This is a genomic window from Roseisolibacter agri (assembly GCF_030159095.1).
Taxonomy (GTDB): Bacteria; Gemmatimonadota; Gemmatimonadetes; order Gemmatimonadales; family Gemmatimonadaceae; genus Roseisolibacter; species Roseisolibacter agri.
Window position 1 is genome coordinate 362,889 of record NZ_BRXS01000001.1, and the last position, 20,780, is coordinate 383,668.

Consider the following 20,780-nt stretch of genomic DNA (forward strand, 5'->3'; position numbering starts at 1 on the left):
CCGTCCGGCGGCGCTACCTTGGCGCGCCCCCGCCGCCCGATCGGAGCACGCGTTGGCCGCGGCGTCCCCCTCCGCCTCCTCCGCTGCCCCCATGGTCACCGGCGTCCTCTCGCGCGCGGCCACGCTGCTCGTCCTCGCCGCCACCCCGGCGCTCGCGCAGGACCCGCTCTGGCTCCGCTACCCGGCCATCTCGCCCGACGGGCGCACGATCGCGTTCGCGTACCGCGGCGACGTGTGGACGGTCCCCACCGGCGGCGGCGTCGCCGCGCCGCTGACCATCGATCCCGCGCACGACTACCACCCCGTCTGGTCGCGCGACGGGAAGTGGATCGCCTTCGCGTCGGACCGCAGCGGCAACTTCGACGTGTACGTCATGCCGGCCACCGGCGGCGCGGCGCGGCGCCTCACGCAGCACTCCGCGGACGACGTGCCGACCGACTTCACGCCCGACGGATCGGCCGTGACCTTCGTGTCGTCGCGCATGCACGCGCAGGCCAGCGCGGCCTTCCCGGCCGCGACGCTTCCCGACCTGTACCGCGTGCCCGTGGCCGGCGGGCGCGAGACGATGCTGCTGCCGACCGCCGCGGAGGCCGCGCGCTGGTCGCACGACGGCCGGCGTCTCGCCTTCCACGACCGCAAGGGCTACGAGGACCCGTGGCGCAAGCATCACACGTCGTCGGTCACGCGCGACGTGTGGGTCGTCGACCGCGCGTCGAACACGTACACCAACCTCACGGCGCGCGCCGGCGAGGATCGCAACCCCGTGTGGGGACCGGGCGACTCCACGCTCTTCTACCTCAGCGAGGCGGACGGCACCTCCAACGTCTACCGGCTGTCGCTGCGCGATCCGTCGCGCCCCGCGCAGGTGACGCGGCAGACGCGCCATCCCGTGCGCTTCCTCTCGTCGTCGGACGCGGGCGACCTCGCGTTCTCGTGGAACGGCGAGCTGTACACGCTGCCCGCCGGCACGGACGCGCCGCGCAAGGTGGCGGTGCAGATCCGCGCCGAGATGCGCCAGCAGTCGACGCAGAACGCGCGCATGGACGGCGCGGTGACCGAGCTCGCGCTCGCGCCGGGCGGCAAGGAGATCGCCCTCGTCGCGCGCGGCGAGGTGTTCGTCACGTCGGCCGACTACGGCACCACCAAGCGCATCACGAGCACGCCGGGGCAGGAGCGCTCGGTGTCGTTCAGCCCCGACGGGCGGTGCGTGCTGTACGCCGCCGAGCGCGGCGCGCGCTGGCAGGTGCTCCGCAGCTGCCTCGATCGCGGCGACGAGCACGCGCTCTCGCGCGGCACGCTGCTCAAGGAGGAGGTGCTGGTCAGCGGCGACTTCGAGGCGTTCCAGCCGAGCTTCTCGCCCGACGGGAAGGAGGTCGCGTACCTGGAGAACCGCACGGCGCTCAAGGTGCTGAACCTCGCCACGCGCCGCACGCGCACGGTGCTCGAGCCGAAGTGGAACTACTCGTACTCCGACGGCGACCAGTGGTACGAGTGGTCGCCGGACGGCCGGTGGTTCCTGGTGCAGTACTTCGCCACGCCGCGCTGGGTGGGCGAGGTGGGCCTGGTGGACGCGGCGGGCGGCACGCCGCCGGTGAACGTCACGCAGAGCGGCTACGAGGACGCGCACCCGCGCTGGATGATGGGCGGGAAGATGCTGCTCTGGTACTCGAACCGCCTGGGCATGCGCGGCGCCGCCGGCGGCGGCGGCACGCAGAGCGACGTCTTCGGCGCGCTGCTGACGCGCGAGGCCTGGGACCGCTTCAACCTCTCGAAGGAGGAGCTGGAGGCGCTGGAGGAGGCGGAGAAGCGCGCCAGGAGCGACACGGCCGCGGCGAGGATCGCGAAGGGGATGAAGGACGACGCGAAGCGCACCCCCACGGTGGCACCGACGCTCCGCCTGGAGCTCGACCGCATCGAGGACCGCACGAAGCGCCTGACGATCCACTCGTCGGAGCTGGCCGACGCCGTGCTGACGCCGACGGGCGACCGGCTGGTGTACCTCTCCAAGTTCGAGAAGGGGTACGACCTGTGGGCGCACGACCTGCGCGCGGGCGAGACGAAGCTGCTCGCCAAGCTCGGCGCCGAGGAGGCGGGCTCGCTGGCGATCGACAGCGCGGGCGCGTTCGCGTACTTCCTCGCCGACCGCAAGCCGGTGAAGATCAAGCTCGCCGACGGCGCGCGCTCCGCGATCGCGATGCGCCCCGAGATGGTGCTCGACCCGGTGGGCGAGCGCGCCTTCGAGTTCGAGCACGCGTGGCGCCAGGTGCGCGAGAAGTTCTACGACACGACGCTGCACGGCGTGGACTGGAACGGCTACCGCGAGGCGTACGCGCGCTTCCTTCCCGACATCGCGGACGACTTCGACTTCGCCGAGATGGTGTCGGAGATGCTGGGCGAGCTGAACGCGTCGCACACGGGGATGCGGTACCGGCCGACCAATCCCGCGGCCGACGTCACCGCGTCGATCGGCGCCTTCCTGGACGACGCGTGGACCGGTGCCGGGCTGCGCATCGCCGAGGTGATCGCGAAGGGGCCGCTCGACCGCGCGGGCTCGCGCGTCGCCGCCGGGACGATCCTGGAGGCGGTGGACGGCGTGCCGCTGACGCCGGAGCGCGACCTCGCCGCGCTGCTCAACCGCAAGGCCGACCAGCCGGTGCGGCTCGCGCTGCGCGACGCGTCGGGCGCGACGCGGTGGGAGGAGGTCGTCAAGCCGATCGCGCCGCCCGCGCTGAACGAGCTGCTGTACCAGCGCTGGGTGAAGTCGCGCCGCGAGGCGGTGGCGCGGCTCTCGGGCGGACGCGTGGGCTACGTGCACGTGCGCGGCATGAACGACGCGAGCTATCGCGACGTGTTCGCCGAGGCGCTGGGCCGCAACGCGGGCCGGGAGGCGCTGGTGGTCGACACGCGCTTCAACGGCGGCGGCTGGTTGCACGACGACCTCGCGACCTTCCTCGGCGGGCAGCGCTACCTGCGGTACGTGCCGCGTGGCCAGCAGGTGGGCGTGGAGCCGGGCGACAAGTGGGTGGGCCCGAGCGTGGTGCTCATGAGCGAGGGCAACTACTCCGACGCGCACATGTTCCCCTACACCTACCGCCACCTCGGCCTCGGCAAGCTGGTGGGGATGCCGGTGCCGGGCACCGGGACGGCGGTGTGGTGGGAGCGGCTCCAGAACCCGGCGCTCGTCTTCGGCATTCCCGAGGTGGGCTCGCTGGGCGAGGACGGCAAGTTCCTGGAGAACCTGCAGATCGAGCCGGACATCCTGGTCCGCAACGACCCGACGCGCCTGGCGGCCGGCGAGGACCAGCAGCTGGAGGCGGCGGTGAAGGAACTGCTGCGGCAGCTCGAGACGGCGCCGAAGGCGAAGGCGGCGGTGAGCACGTCGCGCTGAGCCGGGCGCGACGCGCGAAGGGCCCGGCTCCACGTGGAGCCGGGCCCTTCGCGCATCCCCCATCCCCGTGTGCTAGCGCGCGTGCACCGTGCGCGTGAAGGCCACGCCGTCGGGCGTCTCGCCGGCGCTCAGGTAGCCGACGATGCGGCGGCCCGCGACGTCGAGCACCGCGATGCGCCCCTGCTTGCTGAGCGAGAGGAAGGCGTGACGGCCGTCGGGGGTGAGCGTGATCCCCTGCGGGCCGCCGCCGGGGACGGCCACGCGCCCCAGCTCGCGCCGCGACGCCCTGTCGATGACGCGCACGACGTCCCCATTCATGTCGGGGACCAGCACCGTGCGCGCGTCGGGCGTGAACAGCACGCGGTACGGCCAGTCGACGCTGTCGGCGGCGGTCGTCAGGGTGCCGCTCGCGACGTCCAGCACGCTCACGCGGTGGAGCGCGTTGCTCCCCACCCACACCTCGCGGCCGTCGGGCGTGACGCCGATCGCCTCGGGCACGTTGGGCACCGGCCAGCTGCGCACGAAGGTTCCCGCACGCAGGTCGAGCCGCGACACGCTGTGGCTCCCCATGTTGCCGGTGAACGCGGTGGCGCCGTCGGCGGCGACGGCCACCATGTGCGACCCGGGCGCCTGCGTGGGCACGGCGCGCCGCACCACGCCCTCGCCCACGTGGACGACGACGACGTTGCCCGTCGCCTCGGACGTCACCGCGACCAGCGAGTCGCCCGGCAGGAACGCGAGGCCGTGCGGCGCGCGGTACTCGCCGAGCGGGATGGTGCGCGCCACGCGCGCGGCCGGCACGTCGATCACCGTCAGCGTGGTGCCCGCGGGCCGGCCGCCGTAGTCGGTGACGACCGCGGTGCGCCCGTCGCGCGACAGCGCCACCTCGTGCGGGCCCGTGCCGGTGGGCAGCGTCGCCAGCGTGCGCCCCGACGCCACGTCCAGGATGGTGAGCGTGGACGGGCGCTTGTTGGTGACCACGAGCGTGCCGGCGACGCCGGGCACCTGCGCCCGCACGGGGAGCAGGGCGGCCGACAGCGCGAGGGCGAAGGACGGGAGGAGCGCGCGCGAGACGGCGCGGGCGGGCGGGACGGATCGCATCGGGTGGCGGGTGCGGGAGCGGTGGAGGCCGATCCCCAAGGTAGGGGCGGGGCACCCGCGTCGCTGTGCGAAGGATCGTGCGAAGGATCGTGCGAAGGCCGTTGCGCGATGCACGAACGGCGGCAGTGCCACGCGATCGCGTGACGCTGCCGCCGTGCGTGCCACCCGCACCCCACCCGCGCCCCCGGAGCGGCGCGAGGGGATCCGGAAATCAGCCCTGGCGCCGCCGCCGCGCGACGAGCCCGAGGCCGGCGATGCCCGTGCCGAGGAGCGCGTAGGTGCTGGGCTCCGGCACCACGGTCCCTGTGCCGCCGCCGCCGGCGGCACCGCCGATCCGTACCTGGCTGACGTCGTCGACGTTCGTGATCGCCATGTTGACGGTCGTCGTCAGGTTGACGCTGCTCATGCGCTGGCCGTTGATCGCCGTGATGGTGAAGAAGTTCTCTCCTGACGCCCCCAGCCCGAACGTCCCGGCGGTCTGCTGCCCGTTGTCCTCGGTCACGACGAAATTGATGGTGCCGACCAGGGCGGCATCCACGTTCAGGATCAGCGACGTGAACGTCGCGCCGGGCAGGTCGATCGTCAGGTTCGTCAGCGTGCCGTCGGCCGCCTCGACGCGGGCCTGCCCGTTGGCGGGGGCGATGAGGTTCTCGATCGACGTGAAGCGCACCTGGAACCCGGTCTGATTCGTCGTCCCGAAGATCGGGTTGCCCATCAGGCCGGTGTTGAGCAGGACGTTCTCGTCCGGCTGCGGATTGTTGCCGGCGGCGATGATGATGTCGGCGCGCGCGGCGCCGAGGGGGGCCGCGAGCATCGCGGCGGCAGCCGTGAGACGCAGGATCGCTAGCTTCATCGTGCTCCTCCCTGGGTGTGTGCCGCCAATGGGCGCTCACCGGAGCGATGCGGCACTGGTGTCCTCCGCGGCCGCACGGCGTGCGGGGGAGGCGCGGGATGCTGCGAGCCATCGGTGGCCGTGCGCGGCCATTCCTGGGGCCGATGGGCGCGCCCATAGTGGGGCTCTCGTCGCATCCTGGCAACTGTGGCGAGGATGCACCACCACGCGTGCGTCGCCGCCACATTCCCGGGCTCGCGATCGGCACGTGTCGATAACGTAACGTCGTGCGAAAAGCCTTGTGGGATAAGGGATTTCCCGCGATCGCCCCGCATGCGGCTCGCGCGTCGGCATTACCGTTCGGACATGCGAAGCGGCGTCGGCCGTAACAGGCGCCGCCCATTGACGGCATCGCCCGGTGGCAGTCCATTGGGCAGCAGGCACGGCTTTCCGTCGGCAACCGCTCTCCGCACCCCGGAACCGGTCGCACATGGCGCACGCTCCACTCCCGCTCCTCCGCCGCGGCTTCGGCGAGACGATGCGGCGCGACGCGTGGTGGGTTCAGCCGGTCGTGGTCTTCACGATCCTCGCGTCGTTCGTCGCGTACGCGACGTGGGCCGCGTTCCAGAACGCGTACTACGCCCACGGCCCGTACCTCTCGCCGTTCTACTCGCCCGAGCTGTTCGGCAGCTCGCCGCACGCCTGGCTCGGGCCGAAGCCCGCCGCGTGGCCCGCCTGGCTGCCGTTCTCGCCGGCGCTGCTCATCCTGCCGTTCCCCGCGCTGTTCCGCTTCACCTGCTACTACTACCGCGGCGCGTACTACAAGGCGTTCTGGGCGGATCCGCCCAACTGCGCCGTCGGCGAGCCGCGCACGGGCTACCGCGGCGAGCGCTCGTTCCCGCTCGTCCTCCAGAACGTCCACCGGTACTTCCTGTACGTCGCGCTCGTCTTCCTCGGCATCCTCGCCTCGGACGTGTGGAAGGCGATGTGGTTCGCGACGCCGGGCGGCGGCACGGAGTTCGGCATCGGCGTCGGCACCCTCGTCCTCGCGCTCAACGTCGTCCTGCTGGGCTGCTACACGCTGGGCTGCCACTCGCTGCGGCACCTCGTGGGCGGCCATCTGGACGAGCCGTCGCGCCGGCCCGCGCGCAAGGCCGCGTACGACTGCGCGAGCTGCCTCAATCGCTGGCACATGCGCTGGGCGTGGATGAGCCTCTTCGGCGTCATGTTCGCGGACCTGTACGTCCGCCTGTGCGCGATGGGGATCTGGACGGACTGGAGGATCGTGTGAGCGAGCGCGTGAGCACGTACGCCCACGAGGATTACCAGACCGTCGACCACGACGTGCTCGTGATCGGCGCGGGCGGGGCGGGGCTGCGCGCCGCCATCGAGGCGGCGGGCGACGGCGTCCGCGTGGGCCTCGTCTGCAAGTCGCTGCTCGGCAAGGCGCACACGGTGATGGCCGAGGGCGGCGTCGCCGCGGCGCTCGCGAACGTGGACGACCGCGACAGCTGGCGCGTGCACTTCGCCGACACCATGCGCGGCGGCCAGTACGTCAACAACTGGCGCATGGTCGAGCTGCACGCGCGCGAGGCGCCCGAGCGCGTGAAGGAGCTGGAGGCGTGGGGCGCGCTGTTCGACCGCACGGTGGACGGGCGCATCCTGCAGCGCAACTTCGGCGGGCACCGCTACCCGCGCCTGGCGCACGTCGGCGACCGCACGGGGCTCGAGATGATCCGCACGCTGCAGGACCACGGCGTGCACGCGGGGATCGACGTGCACATGGAGTGCACGGTGCTCACGCTGCTGACCGACGGCGGGCGCGTGAGCGGCGCGTTCGGCTACGACCGCGAGCGCGGGCGCTTCCGCCTCTTCCGCGCGAAGGCCGTCGTGCTCGCGACCGGCGGCATCGGGCGCGCGTACAAGATCACGAGCAACAGCTGGGAGTACACGGGCGACGGCCACTCGCTCGCCTATCACGCGGGCGCCGCGCTGCAGGACATGGAGTTCGTGCAGTTCCACCCCACGGGCATGATCTGGCCGCCGAGCGTGCGCGGCATCCTGGTGACCGAGGGCGTGCGCGGCGAGGGCGGGGTGCTGCGCAACAGCGACGGGCGCCGCTTCATGTTCGACGACATCCCCGAGAACTACCGCCCGCAGACCGCCGACAGCGAGGACGAGGGGTGGCGCTACACGCAGGGGGACCGCAACGCCCGCCGGCCGCCCGAGCTGCTGACGCGCGACCACGTCGCGCGCTGCATCGTGCGCGAGGTGCGCGAGGGGCGCGGCAGCCCGCACGGCGGCGTCTTCCTCGACATCTCGTGGATCAAGGACCGGCTGCCGAACGCCGCGGAGCACATCAAGCGGAAGCTGCCGAGCATGTACCACCAGTTCCGGCAGCTCGCGAACATCGACATCACGCGGCAGCCGATGGAGATCGGCCCGACGACGCACTACGTCATGGGCGGCGTGCGCGTCGACGGCGACACGCAGATGTCCACCGTGCCCGGGCTGTTCGCGGCCGGCGAGTGCGCCGCAGGGCTGCACGGCGCGAACCGGCTGGGCGGGAACTCGCTCTCCGACCTCCTCGTCTTCGGCAAGCGGGCGGGCGAGCACGCGGCGCGGTTCGCGCGCACGAACGGCGCGGTGTCCATCGACGGCGCGCAGGCCGACGCGGCCGCGCGCGCCGCGCTCGCGCCCTTCGAGCGCCACGACGGCGCCGAGCAGCCGTACCACCTGCAGGAGACGCTGCAGGAGCGCATGCAGGAGCTGGTCGGCATCGTCCGCACCGAGCGCGAGATGCGCGAGGCGCTCGGTGCCATCGCGGAGCTGAAGGCGCGCGCGGCCCACGTCGGCGTGCGCGGGAACCGCGAGTACAACCCGGGCTGGCACACCGCGCTCGACCTCGGGCACCTGCTCACCGTGGCCGAGGCGATCACGCGGTCGGCGCTGGAGCGGCGGGAGAGCCGGGGCGGGCACTTCCGCGAGGACTTCCCGGAGAAGGATCCGGCGTACGCCGACTTCAACCTGGTCGTGCGGAAGGGCGCCGACGGCGAGATGCAGCTCGCGCGCGAGCCGATCCCGCCGCTGCCCGCCGAGCTGGCGGCCATCATCGAGGAGATGACGGGATGACGACGACGGCACCGCCGGAGCGCGCGACCGGTGCCCCTGGCGCCGGCGACGCGTACACCGCCGCCCAGGCGGCGCAGGACGCGGGCGCCGCGCACGGCACGCGCACGCTGCGCGTGTGGCGCGGCGCGGGCGGCACGGGCGCGTTCACCGAGTTCACCACCGACGTCGTCGAGGGGATGGTGGTGCTCGACGCGATCCACCAGATCCAGGCCGAGCAGGCGAACGACCTCGCCGTGCGCTGGAACTGCAAGGCAGGGAAGTGCGGCTCCTGCTCGGCCGAGATCAACGGGAAGCCGAAGCTGATGTGCATGACGCGGCTGGACGAGCTGCCGACCGACGCGCCCATCACCGTCGAGCCGATGCGCGCCTTCCCGCACGTCCGCGACCTGGTGAGCGACGTGTCGTGGAACTTCCGCGTGAAGCCGCAGATCCGGCGCTTCACGCCGCGCCCGCCCGACGCGCCGGACGGCACGTGGCGGATGCGGCAGGCCGACGTGGACCGCGTGCAGGAGTTCCGGCAGTGCATCGAGTGCTTCCTCTGCCAGGACGTCTGCCACGTGCTGCGCGACCACCACAAGCACGAGACGTTCGCGGGGCCGCGCTACTTCGTGCACGCCGCCGCGCTCGAGATGCACCCGCTGGACACGGCGGACCGCATCCCCGAGCTGCGGCAGGCGCAGGGCATCGGCTACTGCAACATCACCAAGTGCTGCACGAGCGTCTGCCCCGAGCACATCGCCATCACCGACAACGCGATCATCCCGCTGAAGGAGCGCGTGGTGGACCGGTTCTACGACCCGGTCGGCCGGCTGGTGCAGCTCTTCCGCCGGAAGTCGCCCGCACACTGACCCGCCGTCGCGCCACCACCCACCCGGGAGCTCCCATGACCGACCTCAAGCCCATCACCCAAGCCGGGATCCCGCGGGCGCTGCAGAAGGCCGAGCGCTACCGGCTGCTGAACGACTCGTCGGCGGCGGAGAGCATCTGCCTCGACGTGCTCGAGGTCGAGCCGGACAACCAGCCCGCGCTGGTGATGCTGCTGCTGTCGATCACCGACCAGTTCAGCGGCGGGCACTCGGAGGGCGTGCTGCGCGCGCAGGCGCTGCTGCCGCGGCTGCGCGACGAGTACAAGCGCGCGTACTACCACGGCATCATCTGCGAGCGGCGCGCGAAGGCGCGGCTGGGCGGCCACACGCTGGGCGCGGAGGACGCGGCGACCGAGTGGCTGCGCGAGGCGATGCACTGGTACGAGCAGGCGGAGGCGATGCGGCCCGCGGGCGAGGACGAGGCGATCCTGCGCTGGAACACCTGCGCGCGGGTCCTCAGCCGGTTCGGCGCGTCGCGCGCGGCGCGCGAGTACGAGCCGGTGCTCGACGACTGACGCTACTCGTCCGACGGTCGGCGCGCGGGCTCGGGATGCCGCGCGCCGATCGCGTCGAGGGCGTCGCGTCGATCGCCCGCACCGAGCGACGCTCGCGAGGCGCCGCCCGCGAGCCGGCCGGACGCGTCGTCGTCGGGAGCCGCCTCCGCGCGCTGCGCCAGCCAGATCGACGCGGCGGCCGCGATGCCGCCGAAGATCGGCGCGATCAGCAGGTCGTCCATGATGTTCGCGAGCGGCGGGAAGCCGTCGCCCGACGCCAGGTTGGTGAGGGCGAAGAAGGCGAACATGAAGACGAACGCCACGACGGCGCCGCCGAGCCCGAAGCGGATCGGGCTGATGTCCGAGAGCCGCCGCCCGCGGTAGAAGAAGCGGATGAACGCGGCGAACGCGGCGCCCGCGATGCCGCCGACGATGCCCACGCGGATCGCCATCCCGAGCGCGTCGAGCACGCCGATCGTCGCGGGGACGACGACGCCGATCGTGCGGAGCACGAGGATCGTGACGAAGGCGAGGAGGCCCCAGGCGATGCCCCACAGGACGCCGTTCTTGATCGCGCCGACCAGGAGCCGGCGACCGTTTCCTGCCGTCATGGGGTGTCCTCCCGGGAAGTGGTCCGCACGCCGATCATGTTAGCCTCGCGCGCGCCCGGTTGACATCCGGCCGGCGCGGCCGCACGTCTCCCGGCGTCCCGCAGCCGTCCCCTCCCCGAGCGCTCCCCGAGCCGCGCGCGAGGCGCCCGTGCATCCCTTCGAAGGAATCGCCGGCGACGTCCGGCACGCCGCGCGCACGCTCGCGCGCACGCCCGGCTTCGTCGCGGTCGCGGTGCTGACGCTGGCGATCGCGATCGGCGTCGGCACGTCGCTCTTCACCGCGGTGAACGGCTTCGTCTACCGGCCGCTCCCGGTGCCCGGCGGCGGCGAGCTGCTGTCGGTGTTCACGAGCAACTGGTCGGGGCGCGAGACGCAGGGCGGCAGCTCGTACCGCGACCTGCAGAGCTTCGCCGAGGCGACCGGCGCGCTCGCGGAGATCGCCGGGGAGGCGCACGTCACGCTCGGCATCGGCGACGGCGTGGACGGCCGCGCGACGCTGGTGCCCGGCGCGATCGTGACGCCGAACTACTTCCGCGCGCTCCGCCTCGTGCCCGCGCGCGGCACGCTGGCGACGGCCGCGCGCCCCGACGCGCCGACGATCGTGCTGGGACACGCGCTCTGGCGGCGCGCGTTCGCGTCCGACCCGGGCATCGTCGGGCGCACGGTGCAGGTGAACGGGCTCGCGTTCACCGTCGCCGCGGTCGCGCCGCGCGAGTTCCTGGGCACCACGCGCGAGGTCACCGACGAGTTCTGGATCGACGCGGCGTTCGCGCCGCTGCTCTTGCCGCGCGTGGACGTGCTGCACGCGCGCGGCGACCGGCGCTTCCACCTGGTCGGGCGGCTGCGCGACGGCGCGACCGCGGACGCGGTGCAGGCGCGCCTGGCGGGCGTCGCGGCGCGGCTCGCTGCGGCGGAGCCGGACGCCTGGCGCGACTCGACCGGGCGCGCACGACGCGTGTCGGTGCAGCGCGAGCAGGACGCGCGCCTCGCCGGCATCACGCGGGGCGACCTCCTGCTGCTCGTCGGCGGCGTCGTCGCGCTGGGGCTCGGGCTGCTCGCGGTGGCCAGCACCAACCTCGCCGGGCTGCAGCTCGCGCGCACGGCCGCGCGCCGGCGCGAGATCGCCACGCGGCTCGCGCTCGGCGCCGGACGCGCGCGGCTCGTGCGCCAGCTGCTCGCGGAGAGCGCGCTGGTCGCGCTGCCGGGCGCGCTGCTCGGTGTCCTGCTGTCGATGGCCGTGTCGGCGGCGGCGATGCACTACCGCCCGTCGGGGCTCCCCAACGCCGACCTCTCGCCCGACGCACGCACGCTGCTCTTCGTCGCCAGCGGGCTGCTGCTCGTGCTGCTGCTGTTCGGGCTCCTCCCGGCCGCGCAGGGCGTGCGCGGCGACCTGGTGGCGGACCTGAAGGGGAGCGGACACACCGCGGCGGGCGGCCCGCGCGGCGCGGGGCGCATCGGCGGCGTGCGCGGCGCGCTGATCGTCGCGCAGGTCGCGCTCTCGGTCGCGTTCACCGCGGTGTCGGGGCTGGTCGCGTTCGCGCTCGCGCGCCGCGCGCAGGAGAGCCGCGTCGACGGCGACCGCGTGCTGGTCGCGCCGCTCGCGCTGCTGCCCGCGGCGGGCGACTCGGTGCGCGCGGCGGCGCTGGTGCGCGAGCTCGTCGACGTCGTCGAGCGCACGCCCGGCGTGGAAGCCGCGAGCGTCGCGCGCTACGTGCCGATCCCCGGCGAGCGGCTGACCGTGATGGCCGCGCCGGGCGACGGCGCGGGCCGAACGACGCCGCGCGAGATCGATGCGAACCTCGTCCGGCCGCGCTACTTCGGCGTCACGGGGCTGCCGCTGCTGCGCGGGCGCGACTTCGACGAGCGCGACCTGCGGGGCGGCGCGCGCGTCGCGGTCGTCAGCGGGGCCATGGCGGCGCGGCTCTGGCCCGGCGTGGATCCGATGGGCCGGCAGCTGCGCGTGAACGAGGAGGCGGCGCCGTACGAGATCGTCGGCGTGGTGGGCGAGCTGCGCGCCGCGCCGGGCGGCGGTCCCACGGCGGCGCCGGGCGGGCTGCTCTACCTGCCGCTCCGCCCCGAGGGCGAGGACCGCCTGGTGCTGCACGTGCGCGCGGTCGGCGCGACGGCGCTCGCGCCATGGCTCGCGCCGCGCATCGCGCGCGCGCTGCGGCCGTACGGCGCGCGCGTGGTCGCGCCCGACGTGCTCCCGATCGACCGCTACATGGAGCGCGCGGTGATGCCCGCGCGGATGATGGCACGCGTGTCCGCCCTGCTCGCCGCGCTGCAGCTCGTGCTCGCGGTGGCCGGGCTCTCGGGGCTCGTCGCGTACGTCACCGCGCTCCGCCAGCGTGAGATCGGCATCCGCGCCGCGCTCGGCGCCCAGCGCGGCCGGATCCTCGCGCTCGTGCTGGGGCTCGCGCTGAAGCTGACGGCGATCGGCGGCGCGATCGGCATCGTGCTCAGCCTCGCGTTCGGACGCGTCGTCGCGGCGATGCTGCCGGTGAGCTCCATGGTCGAGCTGCGCGCGCTCGGCGTCGCGGTGCTCGGGTTCGGGATCGTCGCGGGCGTGGCGATGCTGATCCCCGCGCGCCGCGCGACGGCCGTACCGCCCGCCGCGGCGCTGCGCGTCGAGTAGCGCCGCGACGCAGCCTATCGATCCACCGGCCGCGAGTTCGTCGCGTCGAGCGCCGCGCGCAGCCCGCGCGCGAGCCTCGTCGCGTCGTCGTTCGCCCAGAAGTGCATGAAGAACAGCCGCGGCTCGTCGGCGAGCAGGTGGTTGTGCAGGCTCGTCACCTCGATCCCGTGCGCGCGCAGCGCGCGGATGACCGGGTTCACCTCGCTGGCGATCATCACGAAGTCGCCGGTGATCGCAGCCTTCCCGCCGCCCGTGGGCTGGAAGTTGATCGCGGTCGCGAGCCCCATCGACGCCGGGATCTCCATGCCGGCGTCGCGGATGGTCTCGGCGCGCGGCACGCTCACCTGGTAGACGCCGCCGTTCACTCGGCCCGCGCGGCCGAGCGTGCGCGCGACCGCCGCGGTGTCGATGCCGAACGCGCCGGCGGTGGGTGGAACGACCGGCGCGGCGGCGACGGGCGTACCGGTACGTGCGAGCGCGGCGCGCACCGTCTGCGCGATCCTCACCGGGTCGCCCATCGCGTGCACGTGCATGTAGACGACGCGCGGCGTCTCGTGCAGCAGGTGGTGGTGCACGGCCGTCTGCTCCACGCCGCCCGCCTGCAGCGCGCTCATGACCGGCGCGACCTCGCTCTCCTTCAGGACCATGTCTCCCATCGCCATCACGCCGTCGCCGTGCGGCGTCATCGCGAGCCAGGAGCCGAGCGCGAGAGCCGGCTTGATGGCGACGCCCTGGGCGGTCACGCGCAGGTCCGCGCGCGGCATGCCGTAGCGCCGCACGTTGCCGGGCTGCTCGGCGCCCGTGCGGCCCATCGCCGCGTCGACGGCCTTCCAGTCGATCTGCGCCTCTGCGCGTGCGGGCGCCGCGGCGAGCAGGAGGGCCGCGAGCGCGACCCGGGGGAGCGTGGCAGTGGCGTGCGGCATGAGGGCGTGTGGAGCGAGGGGCGGGACCCTGTCGCGAACGACGTCGCACGCGAATTCTAGGGTCGGGGAATCCACCGCGACCAGATGGGGGTGGGATGGGAGACACGCGGCTGCTCACCCGGCGCGACGTCACGCGCCTGCTCTCGGCGACCGACTGCGTCGCGGCGGTCGAGCGCGCCTTCCGGCTGCACGCGGAGGGCCGGTCGATCGCGCCCGGCGTGCTCGGGACGCACGTCGCGGGCGGGGGCTTCCACGTGAAGACCGCCGGCCTGCGTGGCGCGCACAGCGTCTTCGTCGCCAAGGTCAACGCCAACTTCCCCGAGAATCCCGCGCGCCGCGGCCTGCCGACGATCCAGGGCGTGATCGCGCTGTTCGACGCCGAGTCGGGGCGGCTGCTCGCGCTCCTGGACTCGATGGAGATCACGAGCCTGCGCACCGCGGCCGCGACCGCCGTCGCCGCGCGCCACCTCGCGCGCGAGGACGCGGGCGTGGCGACGATCTGCGGCTGCGGCGAGCAGGGACGGGCGCACCTGCGCGCGCTGGCGGCCGTCCGCACGCTGCGGACGGTGCTCGCCTTCGACGCCGACGCGGCGCGGGCGGCGCGGTTCGCGGACGAGATGACGCGCGAGACGGGGATCGCCGTCGCCGCGGTCGACGACCTCGCGGCGGCGACGCGGCGCAGCGACGTCGTGGTCACGTGCACGCCGGCGCGGCGGTGGATCCTCGGGCGCGGCGACGTGCGGCCCGGCGCGTTCGTGGCTGCCGTCGGCGCGGACAACCCGGAGAAGCAGGAGCTCGAGCCCGCGCTGCTGGCCGCGAGCACGGTCGTCGTGGACGTGCTGGAGCAGTGCGCGACCATCGGCGACCTGCATCACGCGCTGGACGCGGGCGTCATGACGCGCGCGCAGGTGCACGCGGAGCTGGCGGACGTCGTCTCGGGCGCGAAGGCCGCACGTCGCGCGGAGGACGAGGTCATCGTCTTCGACAGCACGGGCACCGCGCTGGAGGACGTCGCGGTGGCGTGGCTCGCGTACGAGCGCGCGGTCGCCGACGGCGTCGGCATGGCGATCGGCCTGGGCAGCGCGTAGTATCGCCACCGCCGTCCACCCGCTCTCGCCGCCCGCCCTGCATGGCTCCGTCCCGCGCCCGACGCCTCGGCCTCCACGCGTTCGCCGTGCTCGCCCTCCTCGCGGGCGGTGCGCTCCACGCGCAGCCGTCGGTGCGATTCGCGTCGGGCGCGCTGCGGCTGGACGGCGCGCTCACCGAGCCCGCGTGGGCGACGGCGGACAGCATCGCGGACTTCACGCAGCGCGATCCCGCGGAGGGGGCGCCCGTGAGCGAGCGCACCGTCGTGCGCTTCGTCGGCACGCCCGATGGGCTCTGGATCGGCGTCTGGGCGTACGACCGCGAGCCCGGCGGCATCCGGCGCGCGCAGCTCCGCCGCGACGCCGACTTCACCACCGACGACAGCTTCACGCTGATGCTGTCGCCGACGGCCGACAGGCGCACGGGCTTCCTGTTCGGCGTGAACCCCAACGGCGCGCTGTACGACGCCGAGATCCTGACGTTCGAGGGCGAGGCGCGGGAGTGGGACGGCATCTGGGACGCGCGGGCGCGCGTGACGCCCGACGGGTGGCAGGCCGAGATGCTGATCCCGTGGCAGACGCTCCGCTACCGCGCGGCCGGCGAGCCCGGTGCCGATGCGTGGGACGTGAACCTGCGCCGCTTCATCCGCCGGAAGAACGAGACGGCGCTCTGGCGCGCGTGGCGCCGCTCCGAGGGGATCCGCTTCCTCGAGCGCGCCGGCACGCTGCGCGGCTTCGCGTCGGCGCCCACCGCGCTGCCGGGCGGGCTGCCGCGTCGCGCGGTCGCGGAGCTGCGGCCGTACGTCGCGGCGACCGAGCGGCTCGCGGACCGGCGCTACGCGACCGACGGATCCGTCAACACGATCGGAGGCGCCTCGCTGCGCGGCGACGCGGGGCTCGACGCCAAGCTCGCGCCCTCGCCGACGCTGACGCTGGACCTCACCGCGAACGCGGACTTCGCGCAGGCGGAGGTCGACCGCCAGGTCGTGAACCTGACGCGCTTCCCGCTCTTCTTCCCGGAGCAGCGGCCGTTCTTCACGGAGGGCGCGGGGATCTTCGAGTTCGGGCGGCGGCAGGAGACGCAGCTCTTCTACAGCCGGCGCATCGGCCTCGGCCCCGGCGGGCTGCCGGTGCCGCTGTACGCCGGCGCGCGGCTCACGGGACGCGTGGGCGGCCAGCAGGTGGGCGTGCTCGCGACGCGCACCGGCGGCGACGCGCCCGCGACCGACGTCGTGACGCGCGTGAAGCGCGACGTGCTGGGGCGCGGCTACGTCGGCGCGATGGCCACCCTTCGCGACCCTTCGGGTCGCTCAGGGCAGGCACAGGGACGGGGTCTGGCCGGTGGCGTCGATTTCAACCTGCCGTACATCGTGCGCGGGCAGAACCTCGTCTTCCTGGGCAACGTCGCCGCCGACGGCGGCGCGGCCGCGGGCGACCCGACGTTCGCGCGCTTCGTGATCGACTACCCGAACGACCACGCGGACATCGTCGCGCGCTTCGACCGCGTGGGCGCGGGCTTCGTGCCCGCGCTCGGCTTCGTGCAGCAGGCGGGCGTCATGCGCTACTCGGGCAACACGGCCATCACGCCGCGCCCGCAGGCGCTCGGTCCGCTCGCGGCGCCGCTGCGCGCGCTCGGCGTGCGCCGCCTCCTGTTCAACGCGCTCGGCTGGAACTACGTGCGCGCGCTCGGCGGCAGCGATCAACGCGGGTTGAGCAACGCGCGCTTCACGGTGACGCCGCTCGGCGCGGAGCTCGAGAGCGGCGACGAGTTCGAGCTCAGCGTCGTGCGCACGTACGACGTGCCCGGCGAGGCGTTCGAGCTGTTCCCCGGCGCGGACGTGCCGGCGGGCCGCTACCGGTGGGACCGCGTGGAGCTCGACGTCACCACGTCGGGCGCGCGTCCGCTGGTCGCCGACGTGACGGCGAGCGTGGGCGACTTCTACGCCGGCCGCTCGTGGGAGGTGGAGGGGGCGCTCCGCGCGCGCTTCCAGCCGCACGTGCTGGCGAGCGTCGAGTACGGGCGGACGGGGATCCGCCTGCCGGCGGACACCGGCGACGTCGGCGCGGTGCCGCTGCGCTTCGCCGCGCAGTTCGCGCGCGCGCGCGTCGACGTGGCCGCGAGCCCGCGGCTGAACACGACGCTCTTCGCGCAGTGGGACAACGAGTCCGAGCGCGTGGCGCTCAACGCGCGCGTGCGGTGGACGTCGTCGCCGGGGAGCGACGCGTACCTCGTGTGGAACAGCGCGTGGCCGTCGGACCTGCCGGGCGGGCTGTCGGGCGTGCCGTGGCGGCGGCCCACGGGCGGCGCGCTGGTCGCGAAGTACGTGCGCTACCTGCGCTTGTGAGGCAGCTGGCTCGGGAGATGCCTGAGCGGGATGCGGGCGCCCGGGCGCCCGGACCCTCACCGGAGCACGCTGCCATGCTGCTGACCATCGCGATCGTCCTCTTCGTCCTGTGGGCGCTCGGCTTCCTGGTCTTCCACGTCGCCGTCGGCGCCATCCACCTCGTGCTCGCCCTCGCGGTGCTGGCGATCATCGCGCACTTCGTCCGGCGCCGCGCACCGCGATCGACGACGCTCTGAGCCGGCCGCTGGTTACTCCAGCGGCGTCGAGGGCGGCGTCGTCGGATGGCCGTCGCGCACGCGGGCGACGCGCACCGCCTCCACCCGTCGACCGTCCATGGCGACGACCTCGAAGTGGTGGCCGTCCCACTCGAACTGCTCGGCGGGGCGCGGCAGCCGGCCGAGGCGGGCCATCACGAAGCCGCCGACGGTCTGGTAGCCGGGGCGCTCCTCCTCCGCGAGGGCGATGTCGAGTGCCCCCTCGACGTCGGCGATCGGCGTCTGGCCGTCGATGAGCCAGCTCCCGTCGTCCCGCCGGACGATCAGCGCACCGCCTTCCTCCTCCTGCTCGTGCGGGAAGTCGCCGATCAGGTCCTGCAGCACGTCGTCGAGCGTCACCACGCCCGCGACGCCGCCGAACTCGTCGAGCACCACGGCCGCGTGCTGCCGCGCGCGCCGGAGCGCGTCGAGCAGCCGGAACGCCGGCATCGACTCCGGCACGAAGAGCGGCGCCTGCGCCAGCGACTCCAGCGCCGCGCTGTCGAGCGCGGCACCGGTCACGCAGCGCGCGAGCAGGTCCTCGGCACGCACGAAGCCGACGACGTGGTCGACGTCCTCCCGGCAGACGAGCAGCAGCGAGCGCCGGCCGAGCGCCAGCTCCGCGCGGAGCCCCGCCGCGCCCTCGCCGACGTCGATCCAGTCCACGTCGGGACGCGGCGTCATGAGCGCGCTCACCTGCCGGTCGCCGAGTCGGAAGACGCGCTCCACCACCTCGTGCTCCTCGCGCTGCAGGACGCCGCTCTCCGCGCCCTGCTCGACGAGCGCGCGGATCTCCTCCTCGGTGACGTTGGCGTCCGTGTGCGCGCGGACGCCGAGCAGGCGGAGCATCAGGTTGGTCGACCCGGTCAGCAGCTTGACGAGCGGGGAGACCACGCGCGAGAGCATGCGCATCGGCCGCGCGATGACCGAGGCGATGCGCTCCGGCGCCGTGAGCGCCACGCGCTTCGGCACCAGCTCGCCGATGATCAGCGACAGGTACGTGATCGCCCCGACCACGATCGTGAGGCCCAGCGCGTCCGCGTACGGCGCCAGCGTGGCCGACGCGCGGAAGCCGTCCGCCAGCTGCTCGGCGATGCTCGCGCCGCCGAACGCGCCCGCCAGGACGCCGATGAGCGTGATCCCGACCTGCACGGTCGAGAGGAACTGGGTCGGCTCGTGCGCCAGCTCGAGTGCCGCCCTCGCGCCCCTGTCGCCGGCCTCCGCGCGCTGCTCGAGGCGGATCTTCCGCGCGGTCATGACGGCGAGCTCCGACATCGCGAACACGCCGTTGAGCACGAGGAGCAGCAGGATGATGGCGACTTCTGACGCGATGCCGGACATGCAGGGGCGCAGCTGAGGGACGGAGCCGTCCGCGGTCGGACGGAGGCGGTACGCGCCGCCGCTTCAAGCTATCCACGGCGACGGCCGGGCTCCCGCGCCCGTGGCGACCTCCGGCGCGCCGGCGTATGCTCCCGCGCGCGCCGGCGGCGCGACGACCCGTCGCGTCCGCCGCGCGCACGACCTCCACGGGAGAGATGGTGATGCGCACGACGCTCGGAGTGACGGCGGTGGTGGCGGCGGTCGGGATCGGCTTCGCGGCGGGGCGCGTCCGCCCCGCGCTGGCGGTCGACGAGCATGCGGGGCACGAGATCGGGGCGTCGGTCACGCCCGTGCGCGAGTCCGTGCGCGAGACCCAGCCGGCCGCCGGCATCCCCGCGTCGGGCGCGACCGCCGCGGACCGCATCGCGCGCTCGCCGCGCCACGGCGAGTGGGTCGCGATTCGGGTCAACGCGACGGACAGCGTGATGGCCTGGGTGGTCTACCCGGAGCGGCGCGACAGGGCGCCGGTCGTCATCGCGATCCACGAGAACACGGGCATCAACACGTGGACGCGGTCGGTCGCCGATCAGCTCGCGGCCGACGGCTTCATCGCCATCGCGCCGGACCTGACGACGATGTTCCGCACGGACGACCTGAAGGCGGATCCCGCGCCCGACGCGGGTCGCGCCGCGATCGGCAAGGTCACGCCCGCGATCGGCAACGCGATCCTCGACGCCGTCGCGAAATACGGCATGGCGCTCCCCGCCGCGCTCCCGAAGTACGGCATCGTCGGGTTCTGCTGGGGCGGCGGGCGCTCCTTCCTGCACGCGACGCACGCGCCCGGCCTCGGCGCGTCGGTCGTCTATTACGGGTCGCCGCCGTCGGCCGACGCGATGGCGGCGATCAAGGCCCCGGTGCTCGGCCTCTACGGCGGCAACGACGCGCGCATCAACGCGACGATCCCGGCCACCGACTCGGCGATGAAGGCGCTCGGGAAGTCGTACGCGTACCAGATCTTCGACGGCGCGGGCCACGGGTTCCTGCGCGCGCAGGACTCCAACCCGGCGAACGCCGCCGCGGCGCAGCAGGCGTGGCCGCGCACCATCGCGTTCCTGAAGGCGCAGCTGGGGAAGTGATGGAGTGACGACGGGCGGCGTCGTGTCGACGCCGCCCGTCATGCCCCGTCACACGATCACCCGTGCGCCGCGTGCGCGCCGGGATTGCCGGTAGTCGGGCAGCGCACGGCCGGGTTGAACGGGGCGAACGTGCCGGCGGCGTTGTGCTTCCACGCCCACACGTGCAGCGCGTAGCTGTCCATCGGGCCGTCCTCGAGCTCGCGGCCGAAGAGCGCGGGCCGCGTGCCCGGGTGCATCGCATCCCACATCGCGCGCGGGATCATGAACTCCGCCGCGACCAGCGCGAGCGATCCGTCGGCCTGCGGCTCGTAGACGAGGACCTCGGGCTCGGAGGGATCGAGCGCCGGATCGCCGATGCGCGGGCCGTGGACGTAGTGCACGCCCATGCCGGCGCCCGGGATGGCCACGCACTCGTGCGTGCTGACGTAGCCCGCCGCGACCGCGGCGTCGACGCGGTGGAAGCGCGCCGTCGCGGCGCGCACCGTCGCGAGGTCGCGGCCGACGTCGGACTGGCCGTTCGAGGCGGTGGCCGCGTGCACGGCGGCAGCCGATGGGGCGAGGCGCGACGGGGTGGTGGGAGCGTCGGCGCTGCAGGCGGAGAGCGCCGCGAGGAGGGCGAGGGCGCCGACGACGGCGCGCGTGCGGTTCGTGTGCATGT

Annotated in this window: 16 protein-coding genes; 10 read left to right on the plus strand and 6 right to left on the minus strand. The window is 74.1% G+C overall.

Annotation, left to right across the window (positions count from 1 at the left end):
- Window positions 1–91 precede the first annotated feature (91 nt).
- Complete coding sequence (locus tag rosag_RS01545; RefSeq protein ID WP_284348244.1) at window positions 92–3,388, plus strand: S41 family peptidase; 3,297 nt, start codon at window positions 92–94, stop codon at window positions 3,386–3,388.
- Window positions 3,389–3,460: 72 nt separating this feature from the next.
- Here rosag_RS01545 and rosag_RS01550 read toward each other — a convergent pair whose 3' ends face one another.
- Both rosag_RS01550 and rosag_RS01555 read right to left on the minus strand, forming a co-directional pair.
- Entirely contained in the window at window positions 3,461–4,489 is a 1,029-nt protein-coding gene (locus rosag_RS01550; protein WP_284348245.1) for a YncE family protein, read from the minus strand.
- 211 nt (window positions 4,490–4,700) lie between these two features.
- Window positions 4,701–5,342, minus strand: coding sequence for a PEP-CTERM sorting domain-containing protein (locus rosag_RS01555; RefSeq protein ID WP_284348246.1), 642 nt, complete (start codon window positions 5,340–5,342; stop codon window positions 4,701–4,703).
- Window positions 5,343–5,811: 469 nt separating this feature from the next.
- Here rosag_RS01555 and rosag_RS01560 point away from each other — a divergent pair, with 469 nt between their 5' ends.
- From rosag_RS01560 to rosag_RS01575, 4 genes are read left to right on the plus strand one after another with little or no spacing between them, the layout of a single operon-like run.
- A complete protein-coding gene (locus rosag_RS01560) occupies window positions 5,812–6,612 on the plus strand; it encodes a hypothetical protein (RefSeq protein ID WP_284348247.1) in 801 nt (266 codons plus the stop codon).
- Window positions 6,609–8,453 carry a fumarate reductase/succinate dehydrogenase flavoprotein subunit gene (locus rosag_RS01565; RefSeq protein WP_284348248.1) on the plus strand — a complete coding sequence of 615 codons (1,845 nt, stop codon included), beginning with the start codon at window positions 6,609–6,611 and terminating at the stop codon, window positions 8,451–8,453. The genes rosag_RS01560 and rosag_RS01565 overlap by 4 nt, the downstream gene beginning before the upstream one ends.
- The gene (locus tag rosag_RS01570; protein WP_284348249.1) at window positions 8,450–9,301 is read left to right on the plus strand and encodes a succinate dehydrogenase/fumarate reductase iron-sulfur subunit; all 852 of its coding nucleotides are present in this window, start codon (window positions 8,450–8,452) and stop codon (window positions 9,299–9,301) included. The genes rosag_RS01565 and rosag_RS01570 overlap by 4 nt, the downstream gene beginning before the upstream one ends.
- Before the next feature lie 35 nt (window positions 9,302–9,336).
- A complete protein-coding gene (locus rosag_RS01575; protein WP_284348250.1) occupies window positions 9,337–9,834 on the plus strand; it encodes a hypothetical protein in 498 nt (165 codons plus the stop codon).
- A 2-nt stretch (window positions 9,835–9,836) separates the two neighbouring features.
- Here rosag_RS01575 and rosag_RS01580 read toward each other — a convergent pair whose 3' ends face one another.
- A complete protein-coding gene (locus rosag_RS01580; protein WP_284348251.1) occupies window positions 9,837–10,424 on the minus strand; it encodes a hypothetical protein in 588 nt (195 codons plus the stop codon).
- A gap of 148 nt (window positions 10,425–10,572) precedes the next feature.
- Between rosag_RS01580 and rosag_RS01585 the strand changes: the two genes are divergently transcribed.
- Window positions 10,573–13,059 carry an ABC transporter permease gene (locus tag rosag_RS01585; RefSeq protein ID WP_284348252.1) on the plus strand — a complete coding sequence of 829 codons (2,487 nt, stop codon included), beginning with the start codon at window positions 10,573–10,575 and terminating at the stop codon, window positions 13,057–13,059.
- A 14-nt stretch (window positions 13,060–13,073) separates the two neighbouring features.
- Here the strand turns inward: rosag_RS01585 and rosag_RS01590 are convergent, their stop codons facing one another.
- Entirely contained in the window at window positions 13,074–13,982 is a 909-nt protein-coding gene (locus rosag_RS01590; RefSeq protein WP_284348253.1) for a DUF1259 domain-containing protein, read from the minus strand.
- Between the two features lie 95 nt (window positions 13,983–14,077).
- Between rosag_RS01590 and rosag_RS01595 the strand changes: the two genes are divergently transcribed.
- The 3 genes from rosag_RS01595 (at window position 14,078) to rosag_RS01605 (ending at window position 17,648) form a co-directional block, all read left to right on the plus strand.
- Window positions 14,078–15,070: an ornithine cyclodeaminase family protein gene (locus rosag_RS01595; RefSeq protein WP_284348254.1), complete on the plus strand. Its 993-nt coding sequence runs from the start codon at window positions 14,078–14,080 to the stop codon at window positions 15,068–15,070.
- Between the two features lie 41 nt (window positions 15,071–15,111).
- Window positions 15,112–17,412, plus strand: coding sequence for a carbohydrate binding family 9 domain-containing protein (locus rosag_RS01600; protein WP_284348255.1), 2,301 nt, complete (start codon window positions 15,112–15,114; stop codon window positions 17,410–17,412).
- Window positions 17,413–17,486: 74 nt separating this feature from the next.
- Window positions 17,487–17,648: a lmo0937 family membrane protein gene (locus rosag_RS01605; protein WP_284348256.1), complete on the plus strand. Its 162-nt coding sequence runs from the start codon at window positions 17,487–17,489 to the stop codon at window positions 17,646–17,648.
- Window positions 17,649–17,660: 12 nt separating this feature from the next.
- Here the strand turns inward: rosag_RS01605 and rosag_RS01610 are convergent, their stop codons facing one another.
- Complete coding sequence (locus rosag_RS01610) at window positions 17,661–19,007, minus strand: hemolysin family protein (RefSeq protein WP_284348257.1); 1,347 nt, start codon at window positions 19,005–19,007, stop codon at window positions 17,661–17,663.
- Between the two features lie 200 nt (window positions 19,008–19,207).
- Between rosag_RS01610 and rosag_RS01615 the strand changes: the two genes are divergently transcribed.
- Window positions 19,208–20,122 carry a dienelactone hydrolase family protein gene (locus rosag_RS01615; RefSeq protein ID WP_284348258.1) on the plus strand — a complete coding sequence of 305 codons (915 nt, stop codon included), beginning with the start codon at window positions 19,208–19,210 and terminating at the stop codon, window positions 20,120–20,122.
- A gap of 56 nt (window positions 20,123–20,178) precedes the next feature.
- Here rosag_RS01615 and rosag_RS01620 read toward each other — a convergent pair whose 3' ends face one another.
- A complete protein-coding gene (locus rosag_RS01620; protein WP_284348259.1) occupies window positions 20,179–20,778 on the minus strand; it encodes a hypothetical protein in 600 nt (199 codons plus the stop codon).
- Window positions 20,779–20,780: the final 2 nt, after the last annotated feature.

What these genes read in the sequence shown, in the direction of transcription:
- rosag_RS01610 (WP_284348257.1), bottom strand. Translation starts at nt 19,007, where the DNA reads ATGTCCGGCATCGCGTCAGAAGTCGCCATCATCCTGCTGCTCCTCGTG.
- rosag_RS01560 (WP_284348247.1), top strand. Translation starts at nt 5,812, where the DNA reads ATGGCGCACGCTCCACTCCCGCTCCTCCGCCGCGGCTTCGGCGAGACG.
- rosag_RS01615 (WP_284348258.1), top strand. Translation starts at nt 19,208, where the DNA reads ATGCGCACGACGCTCGGAGTGACGGCGGTGGTGGCGGCGGTCGGGATC.
- rosag_RS01620 (WP_284348259.1), bottom strand. Translation starts at nt 20,778, where the DNA reads ATGCACACGAACCGCACGCGCGCCGTCGTCGGCGCCCTCGCCCTCCTC.
- rosag_RS01580 (WP_284348251.1), bottom strand. Translation starts at nt 10,424, where the DNA reads ATGACGGCAGGAAACGGTCGCCGGCTCCTGGTCGGCGCGATCAAGAAC.
- rosag_RS01555 (WP_284348246.1), bottom strand. Translation starts at nt 5,342, where the DNA reads ATGAAGCTAGCGATCCTGCGTCTCACGGCTGCCGCCGCGATGCTCGCG.
- rosag_RS01545 (WP_284348244.1), top strand. Translation starts at nt 92, where the DNA reads ATGGTCACCGGCGTCCTCTCGCGCGCGGCCACGCTGCTCGTCCTCGCC.
- rosag_RS01605 (WP_284348256.1), top strand. Translation starts at nt 17,487, where the DNA reads ATGCTGCTGACCATCGCGATCGTCCTCTTCGTCCTGTGGGCGCTCGGC.
- rosag_RS01575 (WP_284348250.1), top strand. Translation starts at nt 9,337, where the DNA reads ATGACCGACCTCAAGCCCATCACCCAAGCCGGGATCCCGCGGGCGCTG.
- rosag_RS01595 (WP_284348254.1), top strand. Translation starts at nt 14,078, where the DNA reads ATGGGAGACACGCGGCTGCTCACCCGGCGCGACGTCACGCGCCTGCTC.
- rosag_RS01570 (WP_284348249.1), top strand. Translation starts at nt 8,450, where the DNA reads ATGACGACGACGGCACCGCCGGAGCGCGCGACCGGTGCCCCTGGCGCC.
- rosag_RS01550 (WP_284348245.1), bottom strand. Translation starts at nt 4,489, where the DNA reads ATGCGATCCGTCCCGCCCGCCCGCGCCGTCTCGCGCGCGCTCCTCCCG.
- rosag_RS01600 (WP_284348255.1), top strand. Translation starts at nt 15,112, where the DNA reads ATGGCTCCGTCCCGCGCCCGACGCCTCGGCCTCCACGCGTTCGCCGTG.
- rosag_RS01590 (WP_284348253.1), bottom strand. Translation starts at nt 13,982, where the DNA reads ATGCCGCACGCCACTGCCACGCTCCCCCGGGTCGCGCTCGCGGCCCTC.